Raw genomic sequence first — 26,951 nt, forward strand, 5'->3', positions numbered from 1 at the left:
CCGCTTTGCTTTTAGAACCAAGAAGATAGATTTGATTGGAACTGACTGACCAATAGCTAAAGATTAAGATAAAATATCTTAAAGTTGCGAGGGGTCAATTCTAAACAGAACTACGTGCAGTTTTTTTTTTTTTTTTAGAACTACTGCCTATTCTTATTTCTAACAGCAAAGCCGTCTAGTTTTTTTGTTTGCTATCCTAAATATGTTTTTAAGATTTTACTCTTACTAGCATGTCTTAATCTACGAATTCCTTTTTCTCTTATTTGTCTTACACGTTCGCGAGTTAAATCGTAAATACTTCCAATTTCTTCCAATGTCATTGGGGGTTGATCTCCAATCCCGAAGTTTAAACGAATTACATCACTTTCCTTTTGAGTTAATGTTTCTAGCGCACGCTCTACTTCAGTATTCAAAGATTCTTTCATTAAATCTTTGTCTGGCCTTGGTGACTCTCCAGAACTAACTACATCATACAAACTAAAGGTCTCTCCATCTTTCAACGGAGCATCCATTGATAAGTGACGACCAGAATTTTTCATAGATTGTTTGACCTCACGAACACTAATATCTAATTCGCGTGCAATTTCATCCGCATTCGGCGGTCTTTGGTTTATTTGCTCTAAATGAGAAAAGGCCTTATTAATCTTATTTATAGTACCGATTTTATTTAGAGGCAAACGCACAATACGCGATTGTTCTGCTAAAGCTTGTAAAATGGCTTGTCTAATCCACCATACGGCATAAGAAATAAACTTAAATCCTCTAGTTTCATCAAATCGCTTTGCTGCTTTAACTAAACCAGCATTCCCTTCATTAATTAAATCTGGTAATTTTAAGCCTTGATTTTGATATTGCTTTGCAACCGAAACAACAAACCTTAAATTGGCCGTTGTTAATTTATCTAATGCTGCTTGATCACCTTTTCTAATTAGCTGCGCTAATTCTACTTCTTCATCTGCTGTAATCAACGGGATTTTGCTTATGTCTTGAAGATACTTGTCTAATGATTTATCTTCTCTGTTGGTTACCTGCTTGGTGATTTTTAACTGCCTCATATATCCTTTTTAAAATTTAGTGAACCTACATTATAACCTAATTATTAAGAATTCCAAACAATTAAGCAATTATTAACAAAAATCCATAAATATTTGTTATTTTAGACGATTAAAGGTTAGTTTTTAGTTGAATCTGTAGCTTTCTGATTGTCTTTTTTCTTCTTCCCTCCTAAGAGTCCACCTAAAATATTACCCACACCTTCTTTAAGCTTGTCCTTATTTGCTTGTTTAAGACTGTCTGCCTTGGTCAATGGTGTAGATGTTGAAGTAGAATCGGTTCTAGTGGTAGATGCTGCACTTGTTAGACCACTTAAAAGATCTTTAACTTTATCTTTTCCTTTACCAATTAACTTTTGCTTTTCAATTTCAATTAATTGTTTGGTCAAATTGGTAACACCCGAAGTTAAATCGGTCCGTATATTAGGACTAGAAAAAGTGCCACCAATATTCGCCGTAACAGGAATAGTTAAGCTGTTGACTTCATTATCATTTATCTTTCCTATTAAACGGTTGACTTCACTTCCTAAATATTTTGCAGGTACCTTAAAAACCACATTATAATTCATGGTGTTCGAAAAACTATGAGTTCCACCAACTTCAATCGGAATGTCTTTATAGTTAAGCGTGAAAGGCTTCACGGAAACGTTACCGTTTTCAAAACTTAAATTTGTAGTTATGTCGTTTAAATCTATACTATTAAAGTCTAAAAAATCTAATTTGCTATCCAATCCAGCAAGCAAAGGACTATTGCTAGTATCGACTTTGTCAGTTAAAATCTCAGCTAAAGCATTACCAGAAATTGAATTTAAATCTGGTGAAAAGCTCGTGTCCAATAAACCATTTACATTAATTGTTGTATTTAATTTTCCTTTTAAGACCTTAGCAATTGGTGCTATGGCATTTAACATTTCTAAATCATTAAACGATTGTGCAATATCGAAGTTTTTGATATCTAAATTAACATCGAACGATGGATTTTCGTTTTTCGTGGATACATTTCCAGAAATGCCCAATTGACCTTTAAAAATATCTGTGGTCATATTTTTAAGGTTGGCGTTTTGATCCTTAATAATAAGTTGTCCTTTTACATTGTTTAAATTCAGATTGTCATAAACCACCGTTTTGGCATCTACCGCAATGGTACAATCGAGAAAATCTGGAATTTTTAGCGATTCAGCATCAGACGTTGTTTTATTTGAAGTTTCAGTTGCCGTTTCATTTTCAATCATAAAATCTGAAAGGACAAATTTATTTGAATTCAATTTAAAATTACCTTCAAGTTTTTTGTCGCTCAATAAAAAGCCTAACAAATTATTAATGGTGCCATTTGCTGAAAAATCACTTGTTCCTGTTAAGGCCTCAAAATTATTTAAGCTTACGTTTCCGGCATTAAAAGTTAAATCGGCTTTATTAATTTGAATCGGATTCACAATGTCTTCCGACGAAAAAATAAAATCAGTCAAAGAAACACTACCATCATTTTTAATACGTTGGTAAGCATTGGTTTCAATAGCATTCATGTCGAAGGATGTTTTAATTCTTCCTTTTAAAATACCACTTAATTCATTGTTTAATTCAATAGGATAAGCTTTGGAAATATTCGCTAAATTTAGAACACCATCTACATCGGCATCGATTAGCATATTTTTAGTGATATTTTTAAGGTGAATTTCGGATTTAAAAACATCTTCATCAATTTGAAAATTAAGTGTATTGATATCTACGGTGGTGTCATCCACATTGCCTGTAGTGTTATTTACGGCAACATCAATTGAAATATTCCTAATACTTTTCGGAAGGTCTGGAAATTTGAAAGATGCATTTTTAGAATTTAAATTGATATCTAAAGTCGGAATGGTTTCCTCTGAAACCAAGCCTTTAACAATACCGTTGACATTAAAATTACCTGTAGTACTAACGTTTTCAATGTTCTTAGCGTACGCTTTTGGGATAACGGCTAAGAAATCCTTGAATGATGCTTCAGGATTTTTAAAGCTAATATCTATTTGTTGCCCTGCTTCAACTAATTGCACAAAACCATCAAACTCTAGGCCTAAAGCATTGATGTACGCTTTGTTTTCTTTAAAGGTATATTTCTGTTGCTCTAAATCCAAGTCGATAAGCGCATCTAGTTTAATGCTGTTGTTGCTTAAATATTCAGTACTGTCCATGGCAAACGTGATGTTTGCTTCTGTGTTGGTGTCTAATTCCGACTTTCCACCTGAGAAAATCCCTTTTCCGTTATGGTTGATTTCGGTTAAATAAAAATTGATTTTAGAGATGTCATCAATATAAGTGAACGCACTATTATTGAGTTCATAATTATCGATATCAAAACTAAAACCCGTTGAACTTTCAGTGTCAGGTGTGGTTGCAACAGTTTCACTTTCCTTTACAATATCATAGTTTACGGCACCAGTTTTGTTGGTTTTTAAAACCAAAAGAAGTTCGTTGGCAATGATTTCGTTAACTTCAATTGGTTCGTCAGTCCCATTTAATAGTTGCATCATACCCATTTCAAACGATAAAGATTTAGCCGTTGCTAAGGTTTCGCCTTCAAAAGGGGCGCGATTGATTATTTTTAAATTATCGACGTTAACTTCCGCTTTCGGAAAGCTGCTTATAAGACTTAAGCTGATATCATCAAATGTTAAATCGGCGTCTAAATTATTATCTGCATAATTTTGAACAATCGTATCTACTTTAGATTCTAAAATAAAGGGGATAGCTATAAGAATTGCTATAAATAAAAGTAGTACGACGCCTATTATTTTTAAAAACTTCTTCATGTGGTGGGTTTGTGGTTTTATAAAATATCTTCTAAAGGTTATATACGCAAAATTCAGTATAAAAGTTGCGAATATCGCTAAGTTTAAGAAGATTTTAATGTTTCGGTCTAAACGTCAGTTTAATTATTGCGTTTAGGAGAAATCTATCTATAGAAGTTATAAAATATTTATTTTCTTATTCAGCTTAAGATTAAAACGTTTTAAGAATAGATATACTCCAAAGTATAACATTGGTGTATCTAAGATGGAAACAAAGACCTTAAACAGCAGGTCAGTCCATAATATTCCCAGAAATAATATTATAATTGTCAAGGTCTATAAGTTGAGAAAATCAAGTTGAAAAAATATAGCGCAGCTTAGATTTCACAAGTGATATATTTAAATATCTACAATTTGCGCAAATAGATAGGTAACCATATTTGCAAAAGCGGCAAGCGTGGTGTTCCATACTGTCATTAACATAAGACCAGTTTGTAGCCAGAACATGAGAAGCCAAATAGATATTTAACAGTGAAAATTTTGAGGATAAAATTCCAACAACAACAATATCATTTGCTCGTTTTACCATAAATCTCGCTACTTAAATTCGTAATTAGAGACGTGATTGAATAGTGTAAAGTTTCAATTGAAATTTCAAAAAATAGAAATCCAAATCTTCTTTGTCAATTAGGGCTAATTGAGCAACTTTTGAAATATTAAAATCGGAAACGATCAGTGAGGTTATAAAAAGTTCACCACGTAAAATATAGATGCGTTGGGCTAAAAGTGTGTCTCTTAATGACATGTAATGGTATTGGGAGATTGTTATTGTAACTATTAAAGATTCTGGTAGAAGGTTTAATATCCTAAATAAAATAAGCTGAAGAAATAATGGCAGTGGCTATGTGTGCGTCAAGATTTTGTATGTGTGATTGGGGGATTTCATTTATTAGTTATTAACAAGAATAATATATCATTAGTATAATAGATTTTGTTTTAGTTATTTTGAAGATTCAAATGAAACCAACCAAAACCGTACATATTGCATTAGGAAGCAACAAAGGCAATAAATTGCAATATTTGCAATCTGCTGTCGATGCTATTTTTAACCGTATTGGAGTAGTCCAAAAGATTTCTAAGGTCTATAAAACTCCTGCGGTAGGTTTTGAGGGTGATGATTTTTTTAATGCTTGTATTGCTGTTGAGACGGAGTTAAAACCTAAAAAAATTTTAAAAGAACTTCAGGCCATTGAAAAAGAGTTAGGACGAAAAACCAAAATGACCAAAAGTTATGAATCTCGAGAAATAGATCTAGATATTTTATTTTTTGAAGACGAAATAATTGAGGAAAAGTTTTTAGTTATTCCACATCCAAAACTTCACAACCGCAAATTTGTTTTACAGCCATTGGTTGATATTGCTAAAGATTTTAAACACCCAATTTTAAATAAATCTATTGAAACATTATTATCGGAATGTAGAGATGAATCTGTTATAGAGCACGTTAATATTTGGCTAAAAAATCCACGGAAAAATTTCACCTTTAACAATTACAGTTATATAGCAATAGAGGGAAACATTGGAGCCGGAAAAACGAGTTTAACAAATAAGATTGCTAGAGATTTTAATGCGAAACTAATCTTAGAACGGTTTGCCGATAATGCCTTTTTGCCAAAATTCTATAAGGAACCAGAACGTTATGCTTTTACTTTAGAAATGTCGTTTTTAGCAGACCGTTACCAGCAAATTTCTGACGATTTATCGCAATTAGATTTGTTTAAAGATTTTGTGGTGAGTGATTATGATGTGTATAAATCCTTAATTTTCTCTAAAATAACTTTGCCAGAAGATGAGTTTAGGTTGTACAGGAAATTATTTTACCAAGTATATAAAGACATAGCTAAACCAGACTTATATATCTATCTTTATCAAAATACAGAACGCTTACAGGCCAATATAAAAAAGCGAGGTCGCAATTATGAAAAAGATATTAAAGACGATTATCTTGAAAAAATAAACACTGGTTATCTTGAATTTTTAAAGAATCAACAAGATATGAATGTTAAGATTATTGATATTTCAGAAAAAGATTTTGTAAAGTCTCGTGAGGATTATTTGTGGTTGTTGGGTGAGATAAATCAATCCGCAGTAGGTGATCTTCAGTAAACAGTCTGAGTAGTCGGAAAATTCTAGATTAAATTGATATCTGATTTTAAAGTTTAGGAATAGTCTGTGAATGTGACTTCTTTTCTTTATTAAATAATGTTATAAAGCACAGTTACAACTCGTCCTTTTTCATTATCTAAAATAAACTCATTTAACACTTGCTTTTCTTTTATCTCTAAATTAAAAGGAATTTCCAATAAATCAACACCACTATTTTTTTTAAGTCTAATCCCTTGACCTGATATAATATCCTTATTTGGTGTGAATTTTCTAGTAGGTAAATGTTCAGTAAGAATAATGTATTTATACTTTGAGAATTTTTTAATGATTTTCAGAATCTCAACATTCGATAAATGTTGTAATACTTGTCTTAAAATTACACAATCGGCTTCGGGTAATATATCATCAACAATATTTAGGCAATGAAACTCTAAGTTTTTAGCTTCAAATAACCTCTTGTTGCGTTGAATGAGATTTTCAACGATATCAATTCCAATATATTTTTTAGTGTATGGGGTGAGCTGTTTTCCAATATTAAAATCACCACAACCCAAATCGCAAACCGTCAGTGAATTATTATGAGATTTTAAAAAAGTAATAACACTATTTAAATAAGGTTCAACAATCATGGCATCGTGAGATCCAGAGCCAGAGTAGAAGTCAAACTCTTTTCCTCCCCAAAGATGCATGTCGTACACTTGTTGCATGGCGTCTTTAGTAGGCCAAGGTTGTTTTGTGTGTTTTGTCATTATTAGTCAAGCATTGATAAGAACCTATTCGTTATGTCATTATTAAATGTGGCAAGATTGATGAATCTCGTTAAAATAAGGGAAATAAGAATTATTCGATTTCTTACTTTCTTCAGAACTGAAAAAAACTTTCGCTGTTTTATTCGGTCTAAATTCTATTTTTTAGCATTTAGTTTAGAAAAGATATCCCAAACCACAACACCACAACTCACCGAAATGTTCAGTGAATGTTTAGTCCCGTATTGTGGAATTTCAATCACAACATCACTGGCATCAACGACATCTTGAGCCACACCTTTAACTTCGTTGCCAAACACAAAAGCATATTTTTCGTTAGGTTGAGGAGCAAAGTCGTTCAACATCGTTGCGCTTTCAGCTTGTTCAATAGAACAGATGTGTATGTTTTTAGATTTTAATTTTTCGACAATATCTAAGGTGTTTTCTGCATATTCCCAATCAACGGTTTCGGTACTTCCCAAAGCGGTTTTTCGAATATCGTTGTGAGGAGGAGTTGCTGTTATTCCACAGAGATATATTTTTTCGATTAAAAAGGCATCACTTGTTCTAAATACAGAGCCAATATTGTTGAGACTTCTAATATTATCCAAAATAATAATGATTGGCGATTTTTCAGCTTTTTTAAATTCTGAAATTTCTAATCTATCTAATTCTTCATTCTTTAATTTACGCATCGCATGTTTGTCGTTTTGGAGACCTGCAAGGTTTTAAAAACCTGACAGGTCTGGTCTGAAATGTTTTGAATTCGTGGCAATTTTATGTCGAATTCGAGCTCAAATGCTATAAGAACTGTTATAAATGTTTACGTCATTGCGAGGACGAAGGACGTGGCAATCCGTTGAATCTATACTACATAATCCACAGATTACCACGCTTCATTTCATTCCGCTCGTAATGACGGTTCAATTTAAAATTATCAACACCTGTAAATAACTTCTAGTTCTACGGCTTCAATAAACCTCAAAATATAAGTAAATTTGAAATCCCGATTATATCAGGACAAAAATAAACATTAAACCAGATTCCCATTGGCAAAGAAAACAAAAAAAGTAACACCATTAATGAAGCAGTACAATGCCATCAAGGTTAAATATCCTGATGCCTTATTATTGTTCCGTGTTGGCGATTTTTACGAAACCTTTGGTAGTGATGCTGTAAAAGCCTCAAAAATTTTGGATATCATTCTTACCAAACGTGGTGCAGGAAGTGATAGTGAAACGGAATTGGCTGGTTTTCCACATCATTCTTTAAATACGTATTTACCAAAACTGGTAAGAGCAGGAGAGCGTGTTGCCATTTGTGACCAGTTGGAAGACCCAAAACAAACCAAAACCATTGTAAAACGTGGTGTCACGGAATTGGTTACGCCAGGAGTGGCTTTTAATGATGATATTCTTCATTCAAAATCCAACAATTTTTTAGCTTCTGTTTATTTCGAGAAACATCAACGCATAGGAGTGTCGTTTTTAGATATTTCAACAGGTGAATTTTTAACGTCACAAGGTAATGCAGAATATATTGATAAACTACTTCAAAATTTCAATCCGAGTGAAGTTTTAATTTCAAAACAAAGTCGAAAAGTCTTTTCGGAAACCTTCGGGACTGATTTCCATACGTTTTATTTAGAGAACTGGGTGTTTCAAGCCGATTATGCGCACGAAACATTAACCAAACATTTCAACACCAAAACATTAAAAGGTTTCGGAATAGAGGATTTGTATGAAGGCATTATCGCTTCGGGCGTGGTGCTTCATTATTTAGGTGAAACACGTCATAATAAGTTAGAGCATATTGCTACTATTTCTAGAATAGCTACCGACGATTATGTGTGGATGGATAAATTTACCATTCGGAATTTAGAACTTTATAATTCTACCAATGCCAATGCGGTAACGTTGATTAATGTCATTGATAAGACAATATCAGCAATGGGAGGGAGAACTTTAAAGCGTTGGTTGGCATTGCCCCTTAAACATGCCGAAAAAATAAAACAACGTCATGAAGTTGTAAAATATTTGTTGGATAATGAAACTGTACTTCAAAAGATACAAGGACAAATAAAACATATTGGAGATATAGAACGACTCATTTCAAAAATTGCCACCACTAAAGTGTGCCCTCGTGAGGTCATTCAACTTAAAAATTCATTAGAGGCCATTGTGCCCATAAAATCGGTTGCGGAAACTTGTGAGAATGATGCTTTAAAAGTAATGGGAGATAATTTGCACCGTTGCGACTTATTGCGTGAAAAAATAAAAGAAACCATAAATGAAGATGCACCCGTTAATGTTTTAAAAGGCAACACCATTGCAGAAGGCTTTTCGCAAGAATTAGATGAACTGAGAGGTTTGTCGCAATCAGGAAAAACTTATTTAGACAATATGCTGAAGCGTGAAAGTGAGCGTACAGGTATAACTTCTTTAAAGATTGCGTCAAATAATGTATTTGGCTATTATATTGAGGTTAGAAATTCTCATAAAGATAAAGTTCCCGAAGAATGGATTCGTAAGCAAACACTTGTTAATGCAGAACGTTACATTACTGAAGAGCTTAAAGAATACGAAGCAAAAATTTTAGGAGCTGAAGATCGGATTTCTATAATAGAGCAGCAATTATTTGCTGAACTCGTGCAATGGATGCATCAGTTTATAATTTCGGTGCAGCAGAATGCACAGCTTATTGGGCAACTAGATTGTTTGTGTGGTTTTGCAAGTTTAGCAAAAGCAAATAAATATACGTATCCAAATATTGATGATAGCTACGATTTAGAAATAAAAGAAGGTCGTCATCCTGTCATAGAAAAACAATTGCCAATAGGTGAACCTTATATTGCTAACGATTTATTTTTAGATAGAGAATCCCAACAAATTATAATGATCACTGGGCCAAACATGTCTGGTAAATCCGCAATTTTAAGACAAACGGCTTTAATCGTATTGTTAGCACAAATCGGAAGTTTTGTGCCAGCAGGTAAAGCTCGGATTGGTTTGGTAGATAAAATTTTTACTAGAGTAGGGGCGAGTGATAATATATCGATGGGTGAATCTACTTTTATGGTAGAAATGAACGAAACGGCTTCTATTCTTAACAATATTTCAGACCGAAGTTTAGTGTTGTTAGATGAAATAGGAAGAGGAACCAGTACGTATGATGGTATTTCTATAGCTTGGGCTATTAGTGAATATTTACATGAGCATCCTTCAAAACCCAAAACACTATTTGCAACCCATTACCATGAGTTAAATGAAATGACGGAAACGTTTGGTCGTATCAAGAATTTTAATGTCGCGGTGAAAGAATTAAAAGATAATGTGCTTTTTGTGAGAAAACTGGTTGAAGGAGGAAGTGAGCACAGTTTTGGAATTCATGTGGCAAAAATGGCAGGAATGCCACAGCAAGTTATAAGGCGCGCAAATAAAATATTATCTAAATTAGAGAAGTCACATTCAAGCGAAGAGCTAACGGATAAAGTGAAAAATTTAAAAGACGATTTACAGATGAGTTTTTTTAATTTAGATGATCCTTTATTGATAGAAATAAAAGATGAAATTTTACATACTGATATTGATACACTTACGCCAGTGGAAGCCTTGATGAAACTGAATGAAATTAAACGAATGTTGCTAAAGAAAAAACAAGCTTAAAAAAAAATGAATTTATTTTTAAAAAAGGCTTTGCTTTTAAGATTTAAATTTTAAATTTGCATCCGCTTTTGAAGCGAAAAGTTCATTTAAATCATGCGAAAGTAGCTCAGGGGTAGAGCATCACCTTGCCAAGGTGGAGGTCGTGGGTTCAAATCCCATCTTTCGCTCAGTATAATACCAATTGTTAGTTACAGTCTGTAACTAAGATGCTGAAGTGGTGGAATTGGTAGACACGTTGGACTTAAAATCCAATGTCCATTAGGACGTACGGGTTCAAGTCCCGTCTTCAGTACAAATGAAAAGCCGAAAACGAAAGTTTTCGGCTTTTTTGGTTTAAAAATATACGGAAAGCTCGCTCTCAAGTACATTTTTCTGAATCGGTTTTTCTCAATATGTCGAAGCAAGATCCTGGTATACCTAAATATTTGGTTCTATAGTTTAGAAGTCATAATGAATTTTAATAATCCGATACTATCGTTTTGCACATAATTATCACAACGCTATACTGCAACAGATACATTAGAGGTAGGTAGCGAAAAAAAGTGATTATCACAGCAACAGGCTGGCTCAATAAAGGTACAAATCTCAAAGGTGCTTTTCCCTCAGAAGTAAATGCCTTAAAATATTTTATCAATGTTCAACAATGGTCCAAAGAAGAGAAAATTGACATGCGCTTCTTCTTAATGTTTGACGAATTTTGGAAAGTTGGTGCCGACGGAGATGACGGTATTTATTGGTCAATTTAAGATTAGAATGAAAAACTGAAGTTTTAATTATAATTATTCTAATAAAAATTTCATCAAATTTAGATGAAAAGTATTCGAAGCCACTAAAAACTAATTCACATATTTTTTTATAGCAACATTAAAGAGCCAATATTATGCACTCTTTTTATATTTTAGCATAAATAATATAACATGACAACACTCAAAGAATTAGCTGCCCTATTAAATATTTCCGTATCTACAGTGTCTAAAGCACTAAACGACAGCCATGAGATCAGTGAAAAGACAAGAGTGCGCGTAAAAGAATTGGCAACAAAGCTGAATTATAAGCCCAATAGAATAGCGCAACAACTGAAATCTAGTAAAACTAAAGTTATAGGTGTAATAGTGCCAAGCTTAATGAACCCATTTATAGCAGAAGTTGTACATGCTATAGAAATGACATTAGATAAGAATAATTATGATATGTCTTTATGTATTTCAAATGAAAATCTTAAAAAAGAACAACGAAGTGTGGAGTTACTCTCTAATGGCAGTGTTGATGGGTTTATTGTGGCTGTTGCTAGAGAAACACAAATAAAAAATAAAATTGAGCATTTTGAAAACGTTAATAAATCGACACCCGTAGTTATGTTTGATAGAGTTATTAACGAAATTGAATGCGATAAAGTTGTGGTTGATGATTTTCAATCAGTTTATGAAACTTCACGTTATCTTATAGATAAAGAAAAAAGAGAACATATTTTACTTATTAGTAATATAGAAGAATTAAGTGTCGGTAAATATCGAATAGATGGATATACTAAAGCTGTCAAAGAATCTAATCTAAAAGTTAGCGTTCTAAAGTTGGGTGGAATTGTTAATCCGGATGTGAAGATTTATGATTATCTAAAATTAAATCCAAAAATTGATGCTATAATTTCTATAGATCATATAACAGGTATTATGGCTTTAAATATGTTGAAAAAGTTAGGAAAAGAGATACCAACTGAAATTTCGGTTATTGGTTTTGGATATTCTGATGCTCAATTTGTTTCTAATCCTAAAATTTCTGTGATTAATCAAAAAGCTAGAGAAATAGGTGAAATTACAACGAAAATTATGCTTGAGAAAATCAAAGGATTTAAGGATAGAGATTTAAAAACAATAGTTATTCCTAGTGAAATTATATTGAGAGAATCTACAAAATAAAATTTCAATAAAAAAGCCTGATTTAAAAACAGGCCTTATTCTATAGTCAATAATACTAGATATTAATTGTCATTAGCGGCATCAACTGCATTCTCTGCATTGTCTTCAGCATTATCAATAGAATCGTTAGCAATTTCTTGTGCTTTCTCTACCGCATCTTCTGAAGCTTCCATAGCATTATCAACCGCATCTTCTAAATTCTCGGCAGCATCTTCCACAGCATCACCTGCTTCTTCTAAAGCATCTTCAGCAGCATTTGCTGCATTGTCAACAGCCTCACCCGTTTTATCTGTAGTTTCTCTACAAGATGTAAATGATAATCCCAATACGGCGATAAGTGCCATACTTAATACAACTTTTTTCATTTTAATAGTTTTAGTGTTAATTGTGAAGTTAATAGTATAGAATCTTAACTATTTAATTGTCGTCATTATCTATATCGTTAGCGGCGTCTTCAACAGCTTCTCCCGCTTCTTTAGTTTCTTGTACGGCATTATCAACAGATTTACCTATTTTCTCTAAAGCTCCTTCGTTTTCATTTTCTAAAGTTTCTTCAGTAGTTTGCTCGATAGTTTCTACTGATTCTTCAGTATTGTTCGTTTCTCTGCAAGATGTAGATGCAAATCCTAAAAAAGCAACGAGAACTAAACTAATTACAGTTTTTTTCATTTTGATAGTGTTAGTTATTGTTAATGCGCGAAAATAATCAATTTAATGAAATTTTAACATAATTTGTATATTTATACTTAGCGCGGTTTTATATACGCTTATGTAGATGGATTTGGACTATTTTAACCAAGATTTTGTAAAACTTTTATTAAATTACAAAGTCTAAACAGTTTGGTGCTATGGCCTATGAGCTAAACTATATATATTATAATTTGTTATTAGAAATAGAAGAAACTGTGAATAAACACAAACAAAATAGATTAACAATGATTTCAAATTTAACTATTAAAAACGCACTGTCCATCGCGATTTTTTGCTTTTCAATTTTAGGGTTTTCACAACACAATCGACTAGAAAAAAGAATAACAAAAGCTGTTGATAAACATACCGAAAGTGCAATTCAATTGATTAAAAAAACTGTTAATATAAACAGTGGAACCATGAATTTTGATGGTGTACGAGCTGTCGGAAAATTATATCAAAAAGAGTTAGATCAATTAGGATTTAAAACGGAACTAACCAATGGTGATACTTATGGTAGAGCAGGCCATTTAATAGCTACAAGAGAAGGGAAAAAAGGACCAAAATTTTTAATGATTGGACATTTAGATACCGTTTTTGAATTGGATAGCCCATTTCAAGAGTATACCATGCTCAACGATTCAATAATGAAAGGGCCCGGTGTTGCAGATATGAAAGGAGGAGATGTTATTATTATTTTAGCTATGCGAGCGTTGCACGATGCTGGACTTTTAGATGATATATCCATAGAAATTGTAATGACAGGTGATGAAGAAAAAAGTGGGACTCCTTTAGAATTATCCAAAAAGGATTTAATCGATGCTGCGAAAAGAGCGGATATTGCCTTAGGTTTTGAAAATGGAGATAACAATCCAAAAACTATTGTTGTTTCTAGAAGGGGTTCGACGGATTGGAAACTTAAAGTAACCGGAAATCCGGCGCATTCTTCACAGATTTTTACGGAAGCAATTGGAGCCGGAGCTATATATGAAACCTCACGGATTTTGAATGAATTTTACATACAACTCGCTAAAGAAAAGGATTTAACATTTAATCCAGGGTTTATTATTGGAGGTACAAATTTAAACCCAGACGCAGACGGAACAGGCGGGCACGTTTCAGGAAAAACTAATGTTGTATCTCAAGAAACAATTGTTCGTGGCGATTTAAGAGCAGTTTCCTTAGAACAATTGAAAAACGCTAAAGAAACAATGAAAATGATTGTTTCACAAAATTATCCAAAAACAAATGCAGAACTAACGTTTTCTGCTGGTGGATATCCACCTCTGAGCTTAACCGAAGGCAATACAAAATTGTTAGGTTATTTTAATACCGTAAGTGAAGACTTAGGTTTCGGATCAGTAGTAGCGGTAAATCCTAGAAATGCAGGCGCAGCCGATATTTCTTTTACTTCAGAACATGTTGAAATGGCTATCGATGGTTTAGGGCTCACAGGTGGTGGAGATGACCATACAATAAATGAAACAGGCAATTTGAATACTGTGGCCACTCAAGCAAAAATCACAGCAGTTTTGATGTATCGACTGGTGAATTCAAAGTTTTAAATCATTTCATAATTTAAATATTTAGTTAAACGTAATCTCAACGAATTTTCACGGATGACAGTTCAGAAATAAAAATGCTTTTTAAAAAATGGATTTATTTAATTCAGAAATAGATGCTAATATTTTACCATTTGATGGCGAGGTGAATTATCACGGCCCCATAATGTCTATTGAAAAAGCACAAGATTATTACGAAGAATTAATTCAAAATATAAAATGGGAAAACGATAAAGCCATCATCTTCGGAAAACTGATTATCACTAAGCGAAAAGTAGCGTGGTATGGTGATAAACCTTTCGATTACACCTATTCTAAAACCACAAAATCAGCTTTGCCTTGGAATAAAGAATTATTAGAACTTAAGAATTTGGTAGAACAAAAAACTGGGGAAACTTTTAATTCTTGTTTGCTCAACTTATATCATAATGGTGAGGAAGGCATGGCTTGGCATAGTGATGCAGAAAAGGATTTAAAAAAGAATGGTGCTATTGGGTCTTTAAGCTTTGGTGCGGAACGCAAATTTTCTTTTAAACATAAAACCTCAAAACAAACGGTATCGGTTCAGTTAGAAAAAGGTAGTTTACTGGTTATGAAAGGAGCAACGCAGACCCATTGGTTACATCGTTTACCTCCAACTAAAAAAGTGAAAATACCAAGAATAAATTTGACATTTCGGACAATAGAATCAAATTCATAATGTATAAGTTTATCGATTTGAGTTGATACCTACATATTCAAATAATCCATAACTTTTACTACAGCCCCTCTGTTTTTCGCTATATATGATTTAGTAATATCACCTTGACTTGTTCTCAAAACATTATCAGTAATTAAAGCATCTAAAGTAGAATTAAAAGCTGAAGAACTCTCTAGGCTGGTCACTCCACCTAATTTTATCAATGCTTTTGCTTCAGGAAATTGATTATAGTTTTTTCCAATGAGAATCGGAATTCCAAAAACAGCTGGCTCCAGAATATTATGCAATCCTGTTCTTCCAGCTCCTCCACCAACATAAGCAATATCGGCATAACTGTAAACTTTGCTTAAATAACCAATGGTGTCTAAAATAAAGACCTTGTATTCCGCTAAATTTTCATTTCCCGTTAATTCAGAATAACAAATGGTTTTTAATTGTAATTGGGATTTGAGTGACGTAATATAACTTGATTTTATATTATGTGGTGCAATCACAAATTTTAAATTTGAATTTTCATTGTTATTAATAAAATTGAGATACAATTTATCATCATCTGGCCAAGTGCTACCAAAAATCACGCATAATTGTTCTTGTTTAAACGCTTCAATAAAAGAAACCGCATTATTCCTCTTTAGTTGGTTCGATACTCTATCAAATCGAGTGTCCCCAGACATAGAAACGGAATTATAACCAATGCCTTCGAGTAATCGTTTAGAATTTTCATCTTGTGTAAAAATATGATTGAAACTAAATAGAGCAGATCTCATATAACCTCCATACCATTTAAAAAAGGTCTGATCTTTTCTGAAAACAGCCGAGATTAATATCGCCTTTAAATTACGCTTCTTCATTTCGTGCAAAAAGTTGGGCCAGATTTCATATTTTACAAATAACGTGTAATCTGGATTTACAATATCTAAAAATTGCTTTGCATTAGCCTTGGTGTCCCATGGAAGGTATACTACAATATCAGCAATTTTAGCATTTTTTCTTACTTCAAAACCAGAAGGGGAAAAGAAGGTTAAAATCACTTTAAAATCGGGGTGTTTGGCTTTTAGTGCTTCAAAAACGGGCAACCCTTGTTCATATTCACCCAAAGAGGCACAATGAAACCAAAATGTGTGATCTTGCGGTTTAATACTATTTTCAAGTTTGTGAAATGTGTCTTTTCTACCACGAACACCCTGGTTCAATTTTGAATTGAATAAAGCTAAAATTTCAATCACAAACTTGGCGATGTAAATTCCTATGAAATAGAGTACTTTCAAAAACAAAGATTTGTGCTAAAATACAGTTCTTTCATTTAATTGCGTTGTCATAGCCATTACAATTTTGTATTTTCGCTAAAGGTAAAAGTTTAATTAAACAGTTACCCACTATGGTGGGCATTAAGATGAAAAAAATCCAAATGGTTGACCTACAGGGTCAATACTCAAAAATAAAAGATGTTGTTGATTCGTCGATAGCAGAAGTGATGGAAAGTGCCGCATTTATCAATGGTCCTAAAGTGCATCAGTTTCAAAAAAATCTTGAAGATTACTTAGGAGTTAAACATGTAATACCATGTGCCAACGGTACCGATGCTTTACAGATTGCCATGATGGGTTTAGGTCTTAAGCCTGGTGATGAGGTGATTACTGCAGATTTTACATTTGCGGCAACGGTAGAAGTGATTGCGCTTTTGCAATTAACGCCAGTATTGGTAGATGTAGATCCAGTAACTTTTAATATTGATGTTGAGGCAATTAAAAAGGCAATTACACCAAAAACTAAAGCGATTGTACCTGTTCATTTGTTTGGTTTGCCGGCAGAAATGGACGCAATTATGGCTTTAGCAAAAGAACACGATTTGTACGTTATAGAAGATAATGCACAAGCCATAGGTGCCAGTTATACTCATAACGATGGTAGTAAAACGAAAGCTGGAGTTATTGGCCATGTCGCATCAACTTCATTTTTTCCATCAAAAAATTTGGGTTGTTATGGTGATGGTGGTGCTATTTTTACTAATGATGATGACTTAGCACATAAAATTAGAGGGATTGTAAATCATGGTATGTACGAGCGTTATCATCACGATGTGGTTGGCGTAAATTCGAGATTAGATTCCATGCAAGCGGCAGTTTTAGATGCCAAATTGCCAAATCTTGATACTTATAATACGGCGCGACGTCGTGCAGCCAGACAATATAATGAAGCGTTTAAAGATCATCCAAATATTACAACTCCTACAGGATTAGAAAACGGTGATAGTAGTGACGATCATGTGTTTCATCAATATACTTTAAATTTAGAAGGTGTTGATCGTGACGCCTTAGTATCCCATTTGCAAGAAAAAAATATACCATGTGGAGTCTATTACCCAATTCCGTTACACAGGCAAAAAGCTTATAAAGATGAGCGCTACAATGAAGCTGATTTTAAAGTAACCAATGAGTTGGTGACATCTGTTATTTCACTACCGATGCACACCGAATTAGATGATGAGCAAATCAATTATATCACAGATACAGTGCTTAACTTTATAAACGGTAACAATTAAATTATAAAACAATCACTATTAGATTTGATTAATAAAGATGTAATTTTAAAAATACGCTTTGTTACCATTACAAAACAATAGATAAAAATATATGAAAATATTAGTAACAGGAGGTCTAGGTTTTATTGGCTCTCACACCGTTGTGGAATTGCAAAATGAAGGCTTTGAAGTCGTGATTATTGATAATTTATCGAATTCGTCAATGGAAGTTTTAGATGGTATCACAGCCATTACCAATAAAAAACCACACTTTGAAAAATTAGATTTAAGGATGAAGTCAGACGTTCAAGATTTTTTTAAACGCCACGATGACATTGTTGGTGTTATCCACTTTGCTGCCAGTAAAGCGGTTGGAGAAAGTGTTGCTGAGCCTTTAATGTATTATGAAAATAATATCTCAACCTTAGTTTATCTGCTTCAAGAATTACGGGGTTTAAACAAAAAGAATTTTATTTTTAGTTCATCTTGCACTGTTTATGGCCAAGCGGACGAGTTGCCAATTACTGAAAATGCTCCGGTTAAACCTGCTGAATCTCCTTATGGTAATACCAAACAAATAGGGGAAGAAATTATTAGAGATGCTTGTAGAGTTAATGGAGATATTAAAGCGATTGCCTTACGCTATTTCAATCCCATTGGCGCGCATTCTTCGACAGAAATTGGCGAGTTACCTATTGGCGTGCCACAAAATTTAGTGCCGTTTATTACCCAGACTGGGATCGGTATGCGAGAGCAACTATCCGTATTTGGAGGAGATTACCAAACTTTTGATGGTACTTGTGTTAGGGATTACATCCATGTTGTTGATTTAGCTAAAGCTCATGTTGTAGCTTTACAGCGATTGTTAGATGGTAAAAATGATTCGAATTATGAGTTTTTTAATCTCGGAACAGGTACAGGAAGTACAGTATTAGAAGCCGTTCAGTCTTTTGAACGCGTTTCGGGTAAATCATTAAATTATAAAATTGTGGACAGGCGAGAAGGAGATATTACTGCGGCATATGCAGATACCTCGAAAGCGAACTCTGTATTAGGTTGGCAAACAACCTTAACTTTAGATGATGCGATGGATTCTGCTTGGAAATGGGAACAGAAAATTAGAACGAAATAGAACAATTATGAAAACTTTGCTAAAACTAGTATTCTTTCTCAGTGCCGTTACACTTACAGCTCAAAATACTTATTTGCATTGTGGACAATTAATTGATACAAAGTCGGGAAAAATAGTAAAAGAAAAAACTATTGTCGTTTCAGGCAATAAAATAATTTCGGTCAAAAACGGCTATATTAACTCATCTAATCCTAACGATAAGACGGTAAATCTAAAATCTAAAACCGTAATGCCAGGTTTAATAGATATGCATGTGCATATTGAAGGAGAAACCAGTCCGAAATCATATCTCAATAAATACACTTTGAATGATGCTGATGTAGCGTTTAATTCGGTAAAATACGCTAAAGTGACTTTAATGAGTGGTTTTACCACGGTTAGAGATTTAGGGGGTTCTGGAGTAAATATTTCTTTAAGAAATGCTATAAACGAAGAAAAAATAGAAGGCCCAAGAATTTTTACATCCGGCAAATCTTTAGCGACAACAGGTGGTCACGCAGATCCCACTAATGGCTCTAAGAATAGTATGATGGGTAATCCGGGACCAAAGGAAGGAGTGGTCAATGGAGTAGGAGATGCTAAAAAAGCAGTAAGACAACGTTATAAAAACGGCGCGGACTTAATTAAAATTACGGCTACAGGTGGAGTGTTGAGTATGGCCAAAAGCGGACAGAATCCGCAGTTTACGATCGAAGAAATAAGAGCGATTTGTGAAACGGCCGGCGATTATGATTTCCATGTTGCCGCACATGCCCATGGAGATGAAGGTATGCAAAGAGCCATTTTAGGAGGTGTAAAAACCATTGAACACGGTACATTAATGAGTAAGGAGACCATGGATTTGATGAAAAAACATGATGTGTATTTGGTGCCAACTATTACGGCCGGAAAGTTTGTGTCCGATAAAGCTAAAATTCCTGGTTATTATCCTGAGATTGTTGCACCGAAAGCCTTGGACATTGGATCAAAAATTCAGGATATGTTTGGTAGAGCGTATAAGGCAGGTGTTGGAATTGCATTTGGCACTGATGCCGCCGTGTTTTACCATGGAGACAATGGTAAGGAATTCGGTTATATGGTTGAAGCTGGAATGCCAGCAATGGAAACCATTCAAAGCGCCACAATTACCAATGCGATGTTATTAAAAATGGAAAATGAGATTGGTCAGATTCAACCCAATTTTATCGCTGATATTATTGCGGTAAATAACGACCCTACCAAAACCATCTCTACTATGGAAAACGTCATATTTGTTATGAAAGAGGGTGTTATTTACAAAAATTAGTTAAATTCTAAAGAATATTCACTTGATGAATCTATGAATCGTTACTAAATTCATTACGAATATGTTAAGTGTTCAAGGTTCTAATTTTCAATATCATAATATCACCTAGGTTTAACCAGGTTTTAACGTGTATTATTTGGGATTGGTTATCATTCTTCGTTGTTTTGCAATGAATGATAATTGAATAACATGAAACTGATAAGTATTAAAAGAGAGACCAAAACTGAAGGTCGCTTCACAAAAAAAATGGGTGTGTTGCAAACGAACGTTACCTATATCAAAAAGCAATTTTTAAGTATCCCATACAAAACTCTGCATAAATATAGAGAAACATATTATGGAGAAATAAAAGATTGTGAAGACTGCCGATTGGCACGTTAAACTTCTTTAGAAACGTCTTTACTTTTTTTGTTGTTAAAAATTCCACTGAATAATAATAGTATCATTCCTGTGGTAACTGAAAGGTCGGCAACATTAAAGATGCCTGTTCTAAATACACCACCTAAGTCAATAAAGAAGAAATCCGTGACTTGACCGAAAACAATACGATCAAACACATTGGATATACCTCCGCCTACAATACAACAAAAAGCTATAAGACTTAATCGATCGAGTTCTTTAGTTTTAACGATATAATAAATTACGTATCCTAAAACGATAGTAGGTAAAATTAATAAGAATATTAATCTTAGAGTTGGATTCATATCACTTCCCATACCCAGAAATGCCCCTTTGTTCTCCACCCAAATGAGTTGAAAATAGTCTTTAAGGACATTCATCTGTCCTTTGCCACCTTTTACCATTGTAGATCTAACGATTATCTTAGAGATTTGATCTATAGCAATGTTGAAAATTATGAGTAACGTGATAAATAAGTTCCTGTTCAAAGCAGATAAGATTTAGAGGTTTGATTCTAATGTGGCGGAAGCTGTTTCTGCTCCACGATTTATTTTCTTTACTAAACCTTGTAATACTTTTCCAGGTCCAACTTCTGTAAAACTTGTCGCACCATCTGCCATCATTTGTTGTACTGATTGTGTCCAACGAACAGGAGCCGTCAATTGTGAAATTAAATTGGCTTTAATCTCATTTTCATCTGTAATGGCAGAAGCCGTTACATTTTGGTAAATGGGGCAATTAGGTTTACTAAATGTCGTATTTTCAATGGCAGCTGCTAATTCTTCGCGAGCTGGTTCCATTAGTGGTGAGTGAAATGCTCCTCCAACAGGTAAGACCAACGCTCGTCTTGCGCCTGCATCTTTTAACGATTCACAAGCTTTATTAATTGCATCAACATCACCAGAAATTACTAATTGTCCTGGGCAGTTGTAATTTGCTGCAACGACAGTACCTTCAGTGGTATCACATATTTTTTCAACAATTTCATCATCTAACCCTAGTACGGCAGCCATAGTACTTGGTTGTAGTTCGCAAGCTTTTTGCATTGCCTGTGCACGTTGCGACACTAACTTAAGACCATCTTCGAAAGTTAAAGCTCCCGCAGCTACTAACGCAGAGAATTCTCCGAGTGAATGACCAGCAACCATATCTGGCTTAAAGGCATCTCCAAGTGTTTTTGCTAGAATTACTGAATGTAAAAAAATAGCAGGTTGCGTAACTTTAGTTTCTTTTAAATCTTCAGCAGAGCCTTCAAACATAATATCTGTGATATGAAAGCCTAAGATGTCATTGGCTTTCTCAAATAATTCTTGTGCTAAAGGTGAATTTTCGTAAAGGTCTAATCCCATTCCTGAGAATTGAGCTCCTTGTCCTGGAAATATATATGCGTTCATTTATAGTCGTAATTTAAGATGCAAAAATAAGAATTAATTATTTATCGTTTTTATGATTTTAGCAGGATTTCCAGCAATCAAAACATCATCAGGGAAACCTTTAGTAACTACTGATCCTGCACCAACAACTACATTGTTTCCAAGCGTTATTCCTGGACAAATAGTGGCATTTCCACCTATCCAAACATTATGACCAATTGTAATGGGCTTAGAAAATTCCTTCCCGCTATTTCTAGCTTTATATTCTAATGGATGTGTAGCTGTATAAATTTGAACATTTGGACCAAACATACAATTGTCCCCAATAATTACCTTAGTGCCATCTAAGATGCAGCATCCATAATTAATGTACACATTTTTTCCGATAGTAATATTGTATCCGTAATCACAGAAAAAAGGAGGTTCAATCGTAAAGTTTGTTCCAAGGTTGCCAATAAGTGATTTCAGAATAACATTACGTGACGTTTTGTTTATTTCCGTTAAGGCATTAAATTCCTGGAATAAGAGTTGTGCTTCTTGTCGTTCCTTTAATAATTGAGAATCTGAAGCTAAATATAATTCTCCAGCAATCATTTTTTCTTTTTCTGTCATACAATTTTCTTTTAATTGCTGAAAAACTGATAGTTATGTGCAAGCCGCCTCAGCACAGCGCTCGCCATCCATTGCCGCGGAAATTATGCCGCCAGCATAACCACCACCTTCTCCACAAGGAAATAAATTAGAGATTTCAGGATGTTCTAATGTTTCGGTTCTTGGAATATTTACAGGAGATGAGGTTCTAGATTCTACACCTATAATATTTGCCTCTTCGGTGTAATAGCCTTTCATTTTTTCGCCAAAAGCTTTAAAGCCTTTACGTAATGAACCACCAATTATTTTTGGTAATAAGGAATGTAGGGGTGCAGATTTTAATCCTGGTTGATAGGATGTCTCATTTAAAGTTGAAGATAATTTACCTTCAACAAAATCCGTCAATCGCTGTGCTGGTGCTGATTGTCGTCGGCCGCCAGATGTAAATGCTAAACGTTCTAAGTCTTTTTGGTATTCGAGAGCTTTCAATGCTCCAAAGTGTTCGTATTTATATAAATCTTTGTCGGCATTGATTTCTGTGACAATACCTGAATTCGCAAACTTATTATTTCGTTTTGAAGGCGACATGCCGTTAACCACCACTTCGCCGTTGGCTGTAGCTGCAGGTACAATAAATCCGCCAGGACACATACAAAAGGAATACACACCTCTGTGGTTCACTTGCTCTACTAAACTATAAGATGCTGCAGGTAATAATTCGTCTCGTGGTTCACCTTTGCAATGGTATTGAATGCCATCTATAATATCTTGCGGATGCTCAACCCTAACTCCCATGGCAAAGGATTTGGCTTCCAACTTAATCTTTTTATCATTCAATAAATAAAAAATATCTCTTGCCGAATGGCCTGTGGCTAAAATCACTTTTTCAACATCGAGTTCTTTTCCATCAAAAAGTTGAATGGCTACAATTTTACCATTCTTAATAGTGAAGTCGGTAACACGGGTTTCAAAATGAACTTCACCACCAAACTTGATGATGTTTTCTCTAATATTCTGAACAACCTTAGGTAGCTTATTAGTACCAATATGTGGATGCGCATCTACTAAAATCTGATCTGTGGCTCCATGATAAACCAAGTTTTCAAAGATTCGTCTAACGTCACCTCGCTTTAAACTTCTGGTGTATAATTTTCCGTCAGAATACGTGCCTGCACCACCTTCACCAAAACAGTAATTAGAATCTTCATTTACAAAATGATCTTGGTTTATGGCTTTTAAATCTCTACGACGGTCTTGCACGTTTTTACCGCGTTCTAAAACAATAGGTTTAAAACCTAACTCAATACAACGCAAGGCGGCATACATGCCTGCAGGTCCGAAACCAATAATATGAATCGGTTTGGCGTTGGAAACATCTTTATAGTCAAAATGATAGTCTGAGGTTTCAGGCATGGGTTCATTGATAAACACTTCAACTTTATAATTGAACATAATGTTCCGCTTCCGAGCATCAATTGACTTTCTTAGGATTTTAATTCCTGAAATTTCAGACGGTTTCATGCCCAAGTCAAAAGCTGCTTTTTTTAACAATCCATCTGCTTGTCTTTCTTGCTCAAGGTTAATCCGTATCTGAAAAGTTTTTATCATGATGCGAAATTACTGAAAATTGAATTGAGCTATTAAAAAAAAGTCTTAACATTTTACGCTAAGACTTTTTCATTTTTTATGATTGTTACCTATTTTTACTTCTCTAGTAAGTTCCTTTGAATCTCAGAAATATCGGATTCAGAGAGTACTAATACTGTTTTTTTATAATTATCAAATGATCCATATTCCTTATTGATTGCAGCAAAACTTGCTCTTAATTTTTACGCATTTTCATAATTGGAAAGTTTTAAAGATCCAACACGTATTTTGAACATGCCAGAAATATTTTCGTAAGTATAGAGATTAATAGTTACGTGATCTATTAATAATCATCGCTAAAACTGAATATTTTTAAAACTGAAGCAATACCTGCTCTGTCATTACCGCATTGACAATATGAGAAGTTAAAAGCGTATATACGTATAAAATATATAACGTTATTAAAGAATAAGAACAAAAATTTGTTAGCTTTTTGCGCATTTATGATATGGTGTTTTTTAACTTTTTATTATATTTATTTCCTATGAATTATGAAGATTTAACAACTCTAGGCATCGCATTCGGGTTGGGACTATTGGTTGGTTTACAACGCGAAACGCCTAAAAATGATATGGCTGGTGTAAGAACATTTACACTTATTACAATTCTTGGTGTAATGGCCGGATTTTTATCCAGAGTCTATGATAACCCTTTTATTCTTCCTGTATTAGGACTTTCGATTGCTGCGTTTTTAATGATAGCAAATATGATTAAGAATAAAAACTCTCAAGATGTAGATGTCGGACAAACCACAGAAGTGGCTGCACTATTAATGTTTGCCGTTGGTGCCTATTTGGTAGAAGGCAACCAAATTATCGGGGTTATAATAGGGGCTTCTATTGCGATTTTACTGCATGTAAAAGAACATCTTCATGATTTTATAGAAAAATTGAAACCTAAAGATCTGGCCGCGATAATGACTTTAGTAGGTATTGCGTTGGTTGTTTTACCAGTTTTACCTGACGAAAATTTTGGCCCCTACGATGTTATCAATCCAAAAAATATTTGGTTGATGGTTACTTTGATTGTCGGAATTAGTGTTTTTGGTTACTTTATATATAAATTATTTGGCAAGAAAGTCGGCATTATATCTAATGGAATTTTAGGTGGTTTAATAAGTAGTACGGCAACCACTGTCAGTTATGCACGGAAAACCGCAGATGCAGCGAGTATTAGTAGATTAGCTGTTTTTGTGATTACTACGGCTTCTGCCGTATCTTTCATTAGGGTTTTATTCGAAGTTGGTATTGTAATTCCACAGCACCTAAATGTAATAGCTGTACCCATTGGCGCAGTGATTGTAATAATGGCGTTAACATGCGTTGGACTGTTCTATCTGATTAACAAAGATGATTCCGTAGAAGAAGAAATGCCTGAGCCCGAAAATCCTGCACAATTCAAAAGTGCTTTGATTTTTGGATTATTATATGGTATTATCTTATTGGCTGTAGCATTCACTAAAGAGAAATTTGGAAATGATGCCCTATACATTGTAGCAATTATTAGCGGATTAACAGACGTTGATGCTATTACGTTATCTTTATCTCAATTAATAAAGGAAGGTTCGTTAAAAGCTACTTTTGGTTGGAAATTAATTTTATTAGCTGGTTTATCCAATATGCTGTTTAAGGGTATTATGGCTATTGTATTAGGCGCAAAGCAGCTTGTAAAATGGGTTGTTATTTCTTTTGGAATCACCATTGTTTCTGGTTTATTGGTGATATGGTTATGGCCAGAAACCTGGTATTTTTAATGTATAGCAGAGTTAGATGAGGTCATAAAAAAAGAGGCAATCTGATTAGAAAGCCTCTTTTGTATTTATTATTTAAATCTACTTATTTTACACTAATTTTTGTTGAGATTTTACCTTTCTTATTCGAAAGTTCTAGCACATAAATTCCACTTTTTAACTGTGAAACATTAATAGTGTTATTTGTGTTTTCTAACGCCGTTGTAATAACCAATCTGCCAGATAGATCATACAAATTAGCTTTTGTATCTATAGCTTCCATCGATGAAATATTAATAATATTTTCAGCCGGATTTGGATATATTCTAAAATCCTCAGTTTTCAAGCCATTTACACTTAGAGAAGTCGTTGGTAATTCAACCAAAGCTCCGCCTGTAGGTAATGCTACCCATAGTCCGAATGCAGGACCGTTGCTGTTCATAGAAGGATCTAAGAATCCACTTGCTAAAACTGTGATCGCTAAATCATCTAATCCTAATGTGCTCAATGGAGCCGAATATTCTTCAACAACCGTTGCTCCATCAGCAGTAGACACGTTGATCGTATAATCTGCAGTTGGCAGTTCTAGATAATCGCTAAATTCAGGAAATGAAATATCATTTACCAAAACAGCTGGGCCAGTGGCTTCGTTGACATCTACCATTGGTGCATCAGAAGCACCATGATGCACTAAAATATCTGTGTTCCCTGTGGTGTTTGCTGTTTCACGCGCTGTAGCAAAAACTTCAATACTAAAGCTTGAAGGATTCGTATAACCTGATGCACTTACAATACCGTCCGCCACTAATATGTAGGTTTCGTCTGCCACAAGTGTTGGTGTGATCTCATAAATAGCATCTGCCGAAGAAGTACTATTTCCTGGTGCTATTTCAATACTAAGTTGTGTTCCTGCAGGAGCATCAATAAACGGAGAGGCTGTTCTAAAGGAAAAATCGTCAATTAACAAATTGTTGTTAAGGTAAACATCTACAGTTTCTGCAGCTAA

General features: G+C 34.1%; 24 protein-coding genes, 2 tRNA genes and 1 pseudogene. 13 read left to right on the forward strand and 14 right to left on the reverse strand.

Annotated features, from left to right (window positions below; genetic code table 11):
* Positions 1-191: 191 nt before the first annotated feature.
* The 3 genes from QMA06_RS15525 to QMA06_RS15535 all read right to left on the reverse strand — a co-directional run bounded on the left by QMA06_RS15525 (position 192) and on the right by QMA06_RS15535 (position 4,628).
* A complete protein-coding gene (locus QMA06_RS15525) occupies positions 192-1,055 on the reverse strand; it encodes a sigma-70 family RNA polymerase sigma factor (RefSeq protein WP_290207829.1) in 864 nt (287 codons plus the stop codon).
* Between the two features lie 116 nt (positions 1,056-1,171).
* The gene (locus QMA06_RS15530) at positions 1,172-3,844 is read right to left on the reverse strand and encodes an AsmA family protein (RefSeq protein WP_290207830.1); all 2,673 of its coding nucleotides are present in this window, start codon (positions 3,842-3,844) and stop codon (positions 1,172-1,174) included.
* A 592-nt stretch (positions 3,845-4,436) separates the two neighbouring features.
* Positions 4,437-4,628, reverse strand: coding sequence for a hypothetical protein (locus tag QMA06_RS15535; RefSeq protein ID WP_290207831.1), 192 nt, complete (start codon positions 4,626-4,628; stop codon positions 4,437-4,439).
* A 212-nt stretch (positions 4,629-4,840) separates the two neighbouring features.
* Between QMA06_RS15535 and folK the strand changes: the two genes are divergently transcribed.
* Positions 4,841-5,989, forward strand: coding sequence for a 2-amino-4-hydroxy-6-hydroxymethyldihydropteridine diphosphokinase (gene folK, locus QMA06_RS15540; RefSeq protein ID WP_290207832.1), 1,149 nt, complete (start codon positions 4,841-4,843; stop codon positions 5,987-5,989).
* Between the two features lie 89 nt (positions 5,990-6,078).
* Here the strand turns inward: folK and QMA06_RS15545 are convergent, their stop codons facing one another.
* Together QMA06_RS15545 and QMA06_RS15550 are read right to left on the reverse strand one after the other, a co-directional pair.
* Positions 6,079-6,738, reverse strand: a complete 660-nt coding sequence (locus tag QMA06_RS15545; RefSeq protein ID WP_290207833.1) for a class I SAM-dependent methyltransferase — start codon at positions 6,736-6,738, stop codon at positions 6,079-6,081.
* Positions 6,739-6,893: 155 nt separating this feature from the next.
* Positions 6,894-7,430, reverse strand: coding sequence for an RNA methyltransferase (locus tag QMA06_RS15550; RefSeq protein WP_290207835.1), 537 nt, complete (start codon positions 7,428-7,430; stop codon positions 6,894-6,896).
* A 354-nt stretch (positions 7,431-7,784) separates the two neighbouring features.
* On the opposite strand from QMA06_RS15550, the gene mutS reads away from it, so the two are divergent.
* The 5 genes from mutS (at position 7,785) to QMA06_RS15575 (ending at position 12,316) form a co-directional block, all read left to right on the forward strand.
* On the forward strand, positions 7,785-10,400 hold the full coding sequence (mutS, locus tag QMA06_RS15555; RefSeq protein WP_290207836.1) for a DNA mismatch repair protein MutS: 2,616 nt from the start codon (positions 7,785-7,787) through the stop codon (positions 10,398-10,400).
* A gap of 95 nt (positions 10,401-10,495) precedes the next feature.
* Positions 10,496-10,567 (forward strand) — tRNA-Gly (locus QMA06_RS15560).
* 41 nt (positions 10,568-10,608) lie between these two features.
* Positions 10,609-10,692, forward strand: a tRNA-Leu gene (locus tag QMA06_RS15565).
* Between the two features lie 250 nt (positions 10,693-10,942).
* On the forward strand, positions 10,943-11,146 hold the full coding sequence (locus tag QMA06_RS15570) for a hypothetical protein (protein WP_290207837.1): 204 nt from the start codon (positions 10,943-10,945) through the stop codon (positions 11,144-11,146).
* A 171-nt stretch (positions 11,147-11,317) separates the two neighbouring features.
* On the forward strand, positions 11,318-12,316 hold the full coding sequence (locus QMA06_RS15575) for a LacI family DNA-binding transcriptional regulator (RefSeq protein WP_290207838.1): 999 nt from the start codon (positions 11,318-11,320) through the stop codon (positions 12,314-12,316).
* 62 nt (positions 12,317-12,378) lie between these two features.
* Here the strand turns inward: QMA06_RS15575 and QMA06_RS15580 are convergent, their stop codons facing one another.
* Both QMA06_RS15580 and QMA06_RS15585 read right to left on the reverse strand, forming a co-directional pair.
* Positions 12,379-12,681 (reverse strand): hypothetical protein, encoded by a 303-nt coding sequence (locus QMA06_RS15580; protein WP_290207839.1) that lies wholly within the window; start codon positions 12,679-12,681, stop codon positions 12,379-12,381.
* A gap of 52 nt (positions 12,682-12,733) precedes the next feature.
* Positions 12,734-12,985 carry a hypothetical protein gene (locus QMA06_RS15585; RefSeq protein ID WP_290207840.1) on the reverse strand — a complete coding sequence of 84 codons (252 nt, stop codon included), beginning with the start codon at positions 12,983-12,985 and terminating at the stop codon, positions 12,734-12,736.
* A gap of 266 nt (positions 12,986-13,251) precedes the next feature.
* Here QMA06_RS15585 and QMA06_RS15590 point away from each other — a divergent pair, with 266 nt between their 5' ends.
* Both QMA06_RS15590 and QMA06_RS15595 read left to right on the forward strand, forming a co-directional pair.
* The gene (locus tag QMA06_RS15590; RefSeq protein ID WP_290207841.1) at positions 13,252-14,571 is read left to right on the forward strand and encodes a M20/M25/M40 family metallo-hydrolase; all 1,320 of its coding nucleotides are present in this window, start codon (positions 13,252-13,254) and stop codon (positions 14,569-14,571) included.
* An 88-nt stretch (positions 14,572-14,659) separates the two neighbouring features.
* Positions 14,660-15,268, forward strand: coding sequence for an alpha-ketoglutarate-dependent dioxygenase AlkB family protein (locus QMA06_RS15595; RefSeq protein ID WP_290207842.1), 609 nt, complete (start codon positions 14,660-14,662; stop codon positions 15,266-15,268).
* A gap of 29 nt (positions 15,269-15,297) precedes the next feature.
* On the opposite strand, the gene QMA06_RS15600 is transcribed toward QMA06_RS15595, so the two are convergent.
* Positions 15,298-16,536, reverse strand: coding sequence for a 3-deoxy-D-manno-octulosonic acid transferase (locus QMA06_RS15600; protein ID WP_290207843.1), 1,239 nt, complete (start codon positions 16,534-16,536; stop codon positions 15,298-15,300).
* A gap of 140 nt (positions 16,537-16,676) precedes the next feature.
* Between QMA06_RS15600 and QMA06_RS15605 the strand changes: the two genes are divergently transcribed.
* The 4 genes from QMA06_RS15605 (at position 16,677) to QMA06_RS15620 (ending at position 20,587) form a co-directional block, all read left to right on the forward strand.
* Entirely contained in the window at positions 16,677-17,810 is a 1,134-nt protein-coding gene (locus tag QMA06_RS15605) for a DegT/DnrJ/EryC1/StrS family aminotransferase (protein WP_290207844.1), read from the forward strand.
* A gap of 91 nt (positions 17,811-17,901) precedes the next feature.
* On the forward strand, positions 17,902-18,921 hold the full coding sequence (gene galE / locus QMA06_RS15610; protein WP_290207845.1) for a UDP-glucose 4-epimerase GalE: 1,020 nt from the start codon (positions 17,902-17,904) through the stop codon (positions 18,919-18,921).
* Between the two features lie 7 nt (positions 18,922-18,928).
* Positions 18,929-20,206 carry a metal-dependent hydrolase family protein gene (locus QMA06_RS15615; protein WP_290207846.1) on the forward strand — a complete coding sequence of 426 codons (1,278 nt, stop codon included), beginning with the start codon at positions 18,929-18,931 and terminating at the stop codon, positions 20,204-20,206.
* A gap of 189 nt (positions 20,207-20,395) precedes the next feature.
* The gene (locus QMA06_RS15620) at positions 20,396-20,587 is read left to right on the forward strand and encodes a hypothetical protein (RefSeq protein WP_290207847.1); all 192 of its coding nucleotides are present in this window, start codon (positions 20,396-20,398) and stop codon (positions 20,585-20,587) included.
* Here the strand turns inward: QMA06_RS15620 and lspA are convergent.
* From lspA to QMA06_RS16515, 5 genes and pseudogenes are all read right to left on the reverse strand, one after another.
* Positions 20,584-21,093 (reverse strand): signal peptidase II, encoded by a 510-nt coding sequence (gene lspA, locus QMA06_RS15625; protein ID WP_290207848.1) that lies wholly within the window; start codon positions 21,091-21,093, stop codon positions 20,584-20,586. The genes QMA06_RS15620 and lspA overlap by 4 nt on opposite strands.
* Before the next feature lie 12 nt (positions 21,094-21,105).
* Entirely contained in the window at positions 21,106-21,999 is an 894-nt protein-coding gene (gene fabD, locus QMA06_RS15630) for an ACP S-malonyltransferase (RefSeq protein ID WP_290207849.1), read from the reverse strand.
* 33 nt (positions 22,000-22,032) lie between these two features.
* Entirely contained in the window at positions 22,033-22,590 is a 558-nt protein-coding gene (locus QMA06_RS15635) for a sugar O-acetyltransferase (protein WP_290207850.1), read from the reverse strand.
* 33 nt (positions 22,591-22,623) lie between these two features.
* Positions 22,624-24,177: an NAD(P)/FAD-dependent oxidoreductase gene (locus QMA06_RS15640; RefSeq protein ID WP_290207851.1), complete on the reverse strand. Its 1,554-nt coding sequence runs from the start codon at positions 24,175-24,177 to the stop codon at positions 22,624-22,626.
* 95 nt (positions 24,178-24,272) lie between these two features.
* Positions 24,273-24,383: pseudogene (locus tag QMA06_RS16515) on the reverse strand (tyrosine-protein phosphatase); the annotation flags it as partial.
* Positions 24,384-24,700: 317 nt separating this feature from the next.
* On the opposite strand from QMA06_RS16515, the gene QMA06_RS15645 reads away from it, so the two are divergent.
* Positions 24,701-25,969 (forward strand): MgtC/SapB family protein, encoded by a 1,269-nt coding sequence (locus QMA06_RS15645; RefSeq protein WP_290207852.1) that lies wholly within the window; start codon positions 24,701-24,703, stop codon positions 25,967-25,969.
* Between the two features lie 82 nt (positions 25,970-26,051).
* On the opposite strand, the gene QMA06_RS15650 is transcribed toward QMA06_RS15645, so the two are convergent.
* Positions 26,052-26,951 (reverse strand): T9SS type A sorting domain-containing protein (locus QMA06_RS15650; RefSeq protein ID WP_290207853.1); only part of this gene is annotated, 900 nt, incomplete at its 5' end.

The sequence above is a fragment of the Winogradskyella bathintestinalis genome (assembly GCF_030407435.1).
Taxonomy (GTDB): Bacteria; Bacteroidota; Bacteroidia; order Flavobacteriales; family Flavobacteriaceae; genus Winogradskyella; species Winogradskyella bathintestinalis.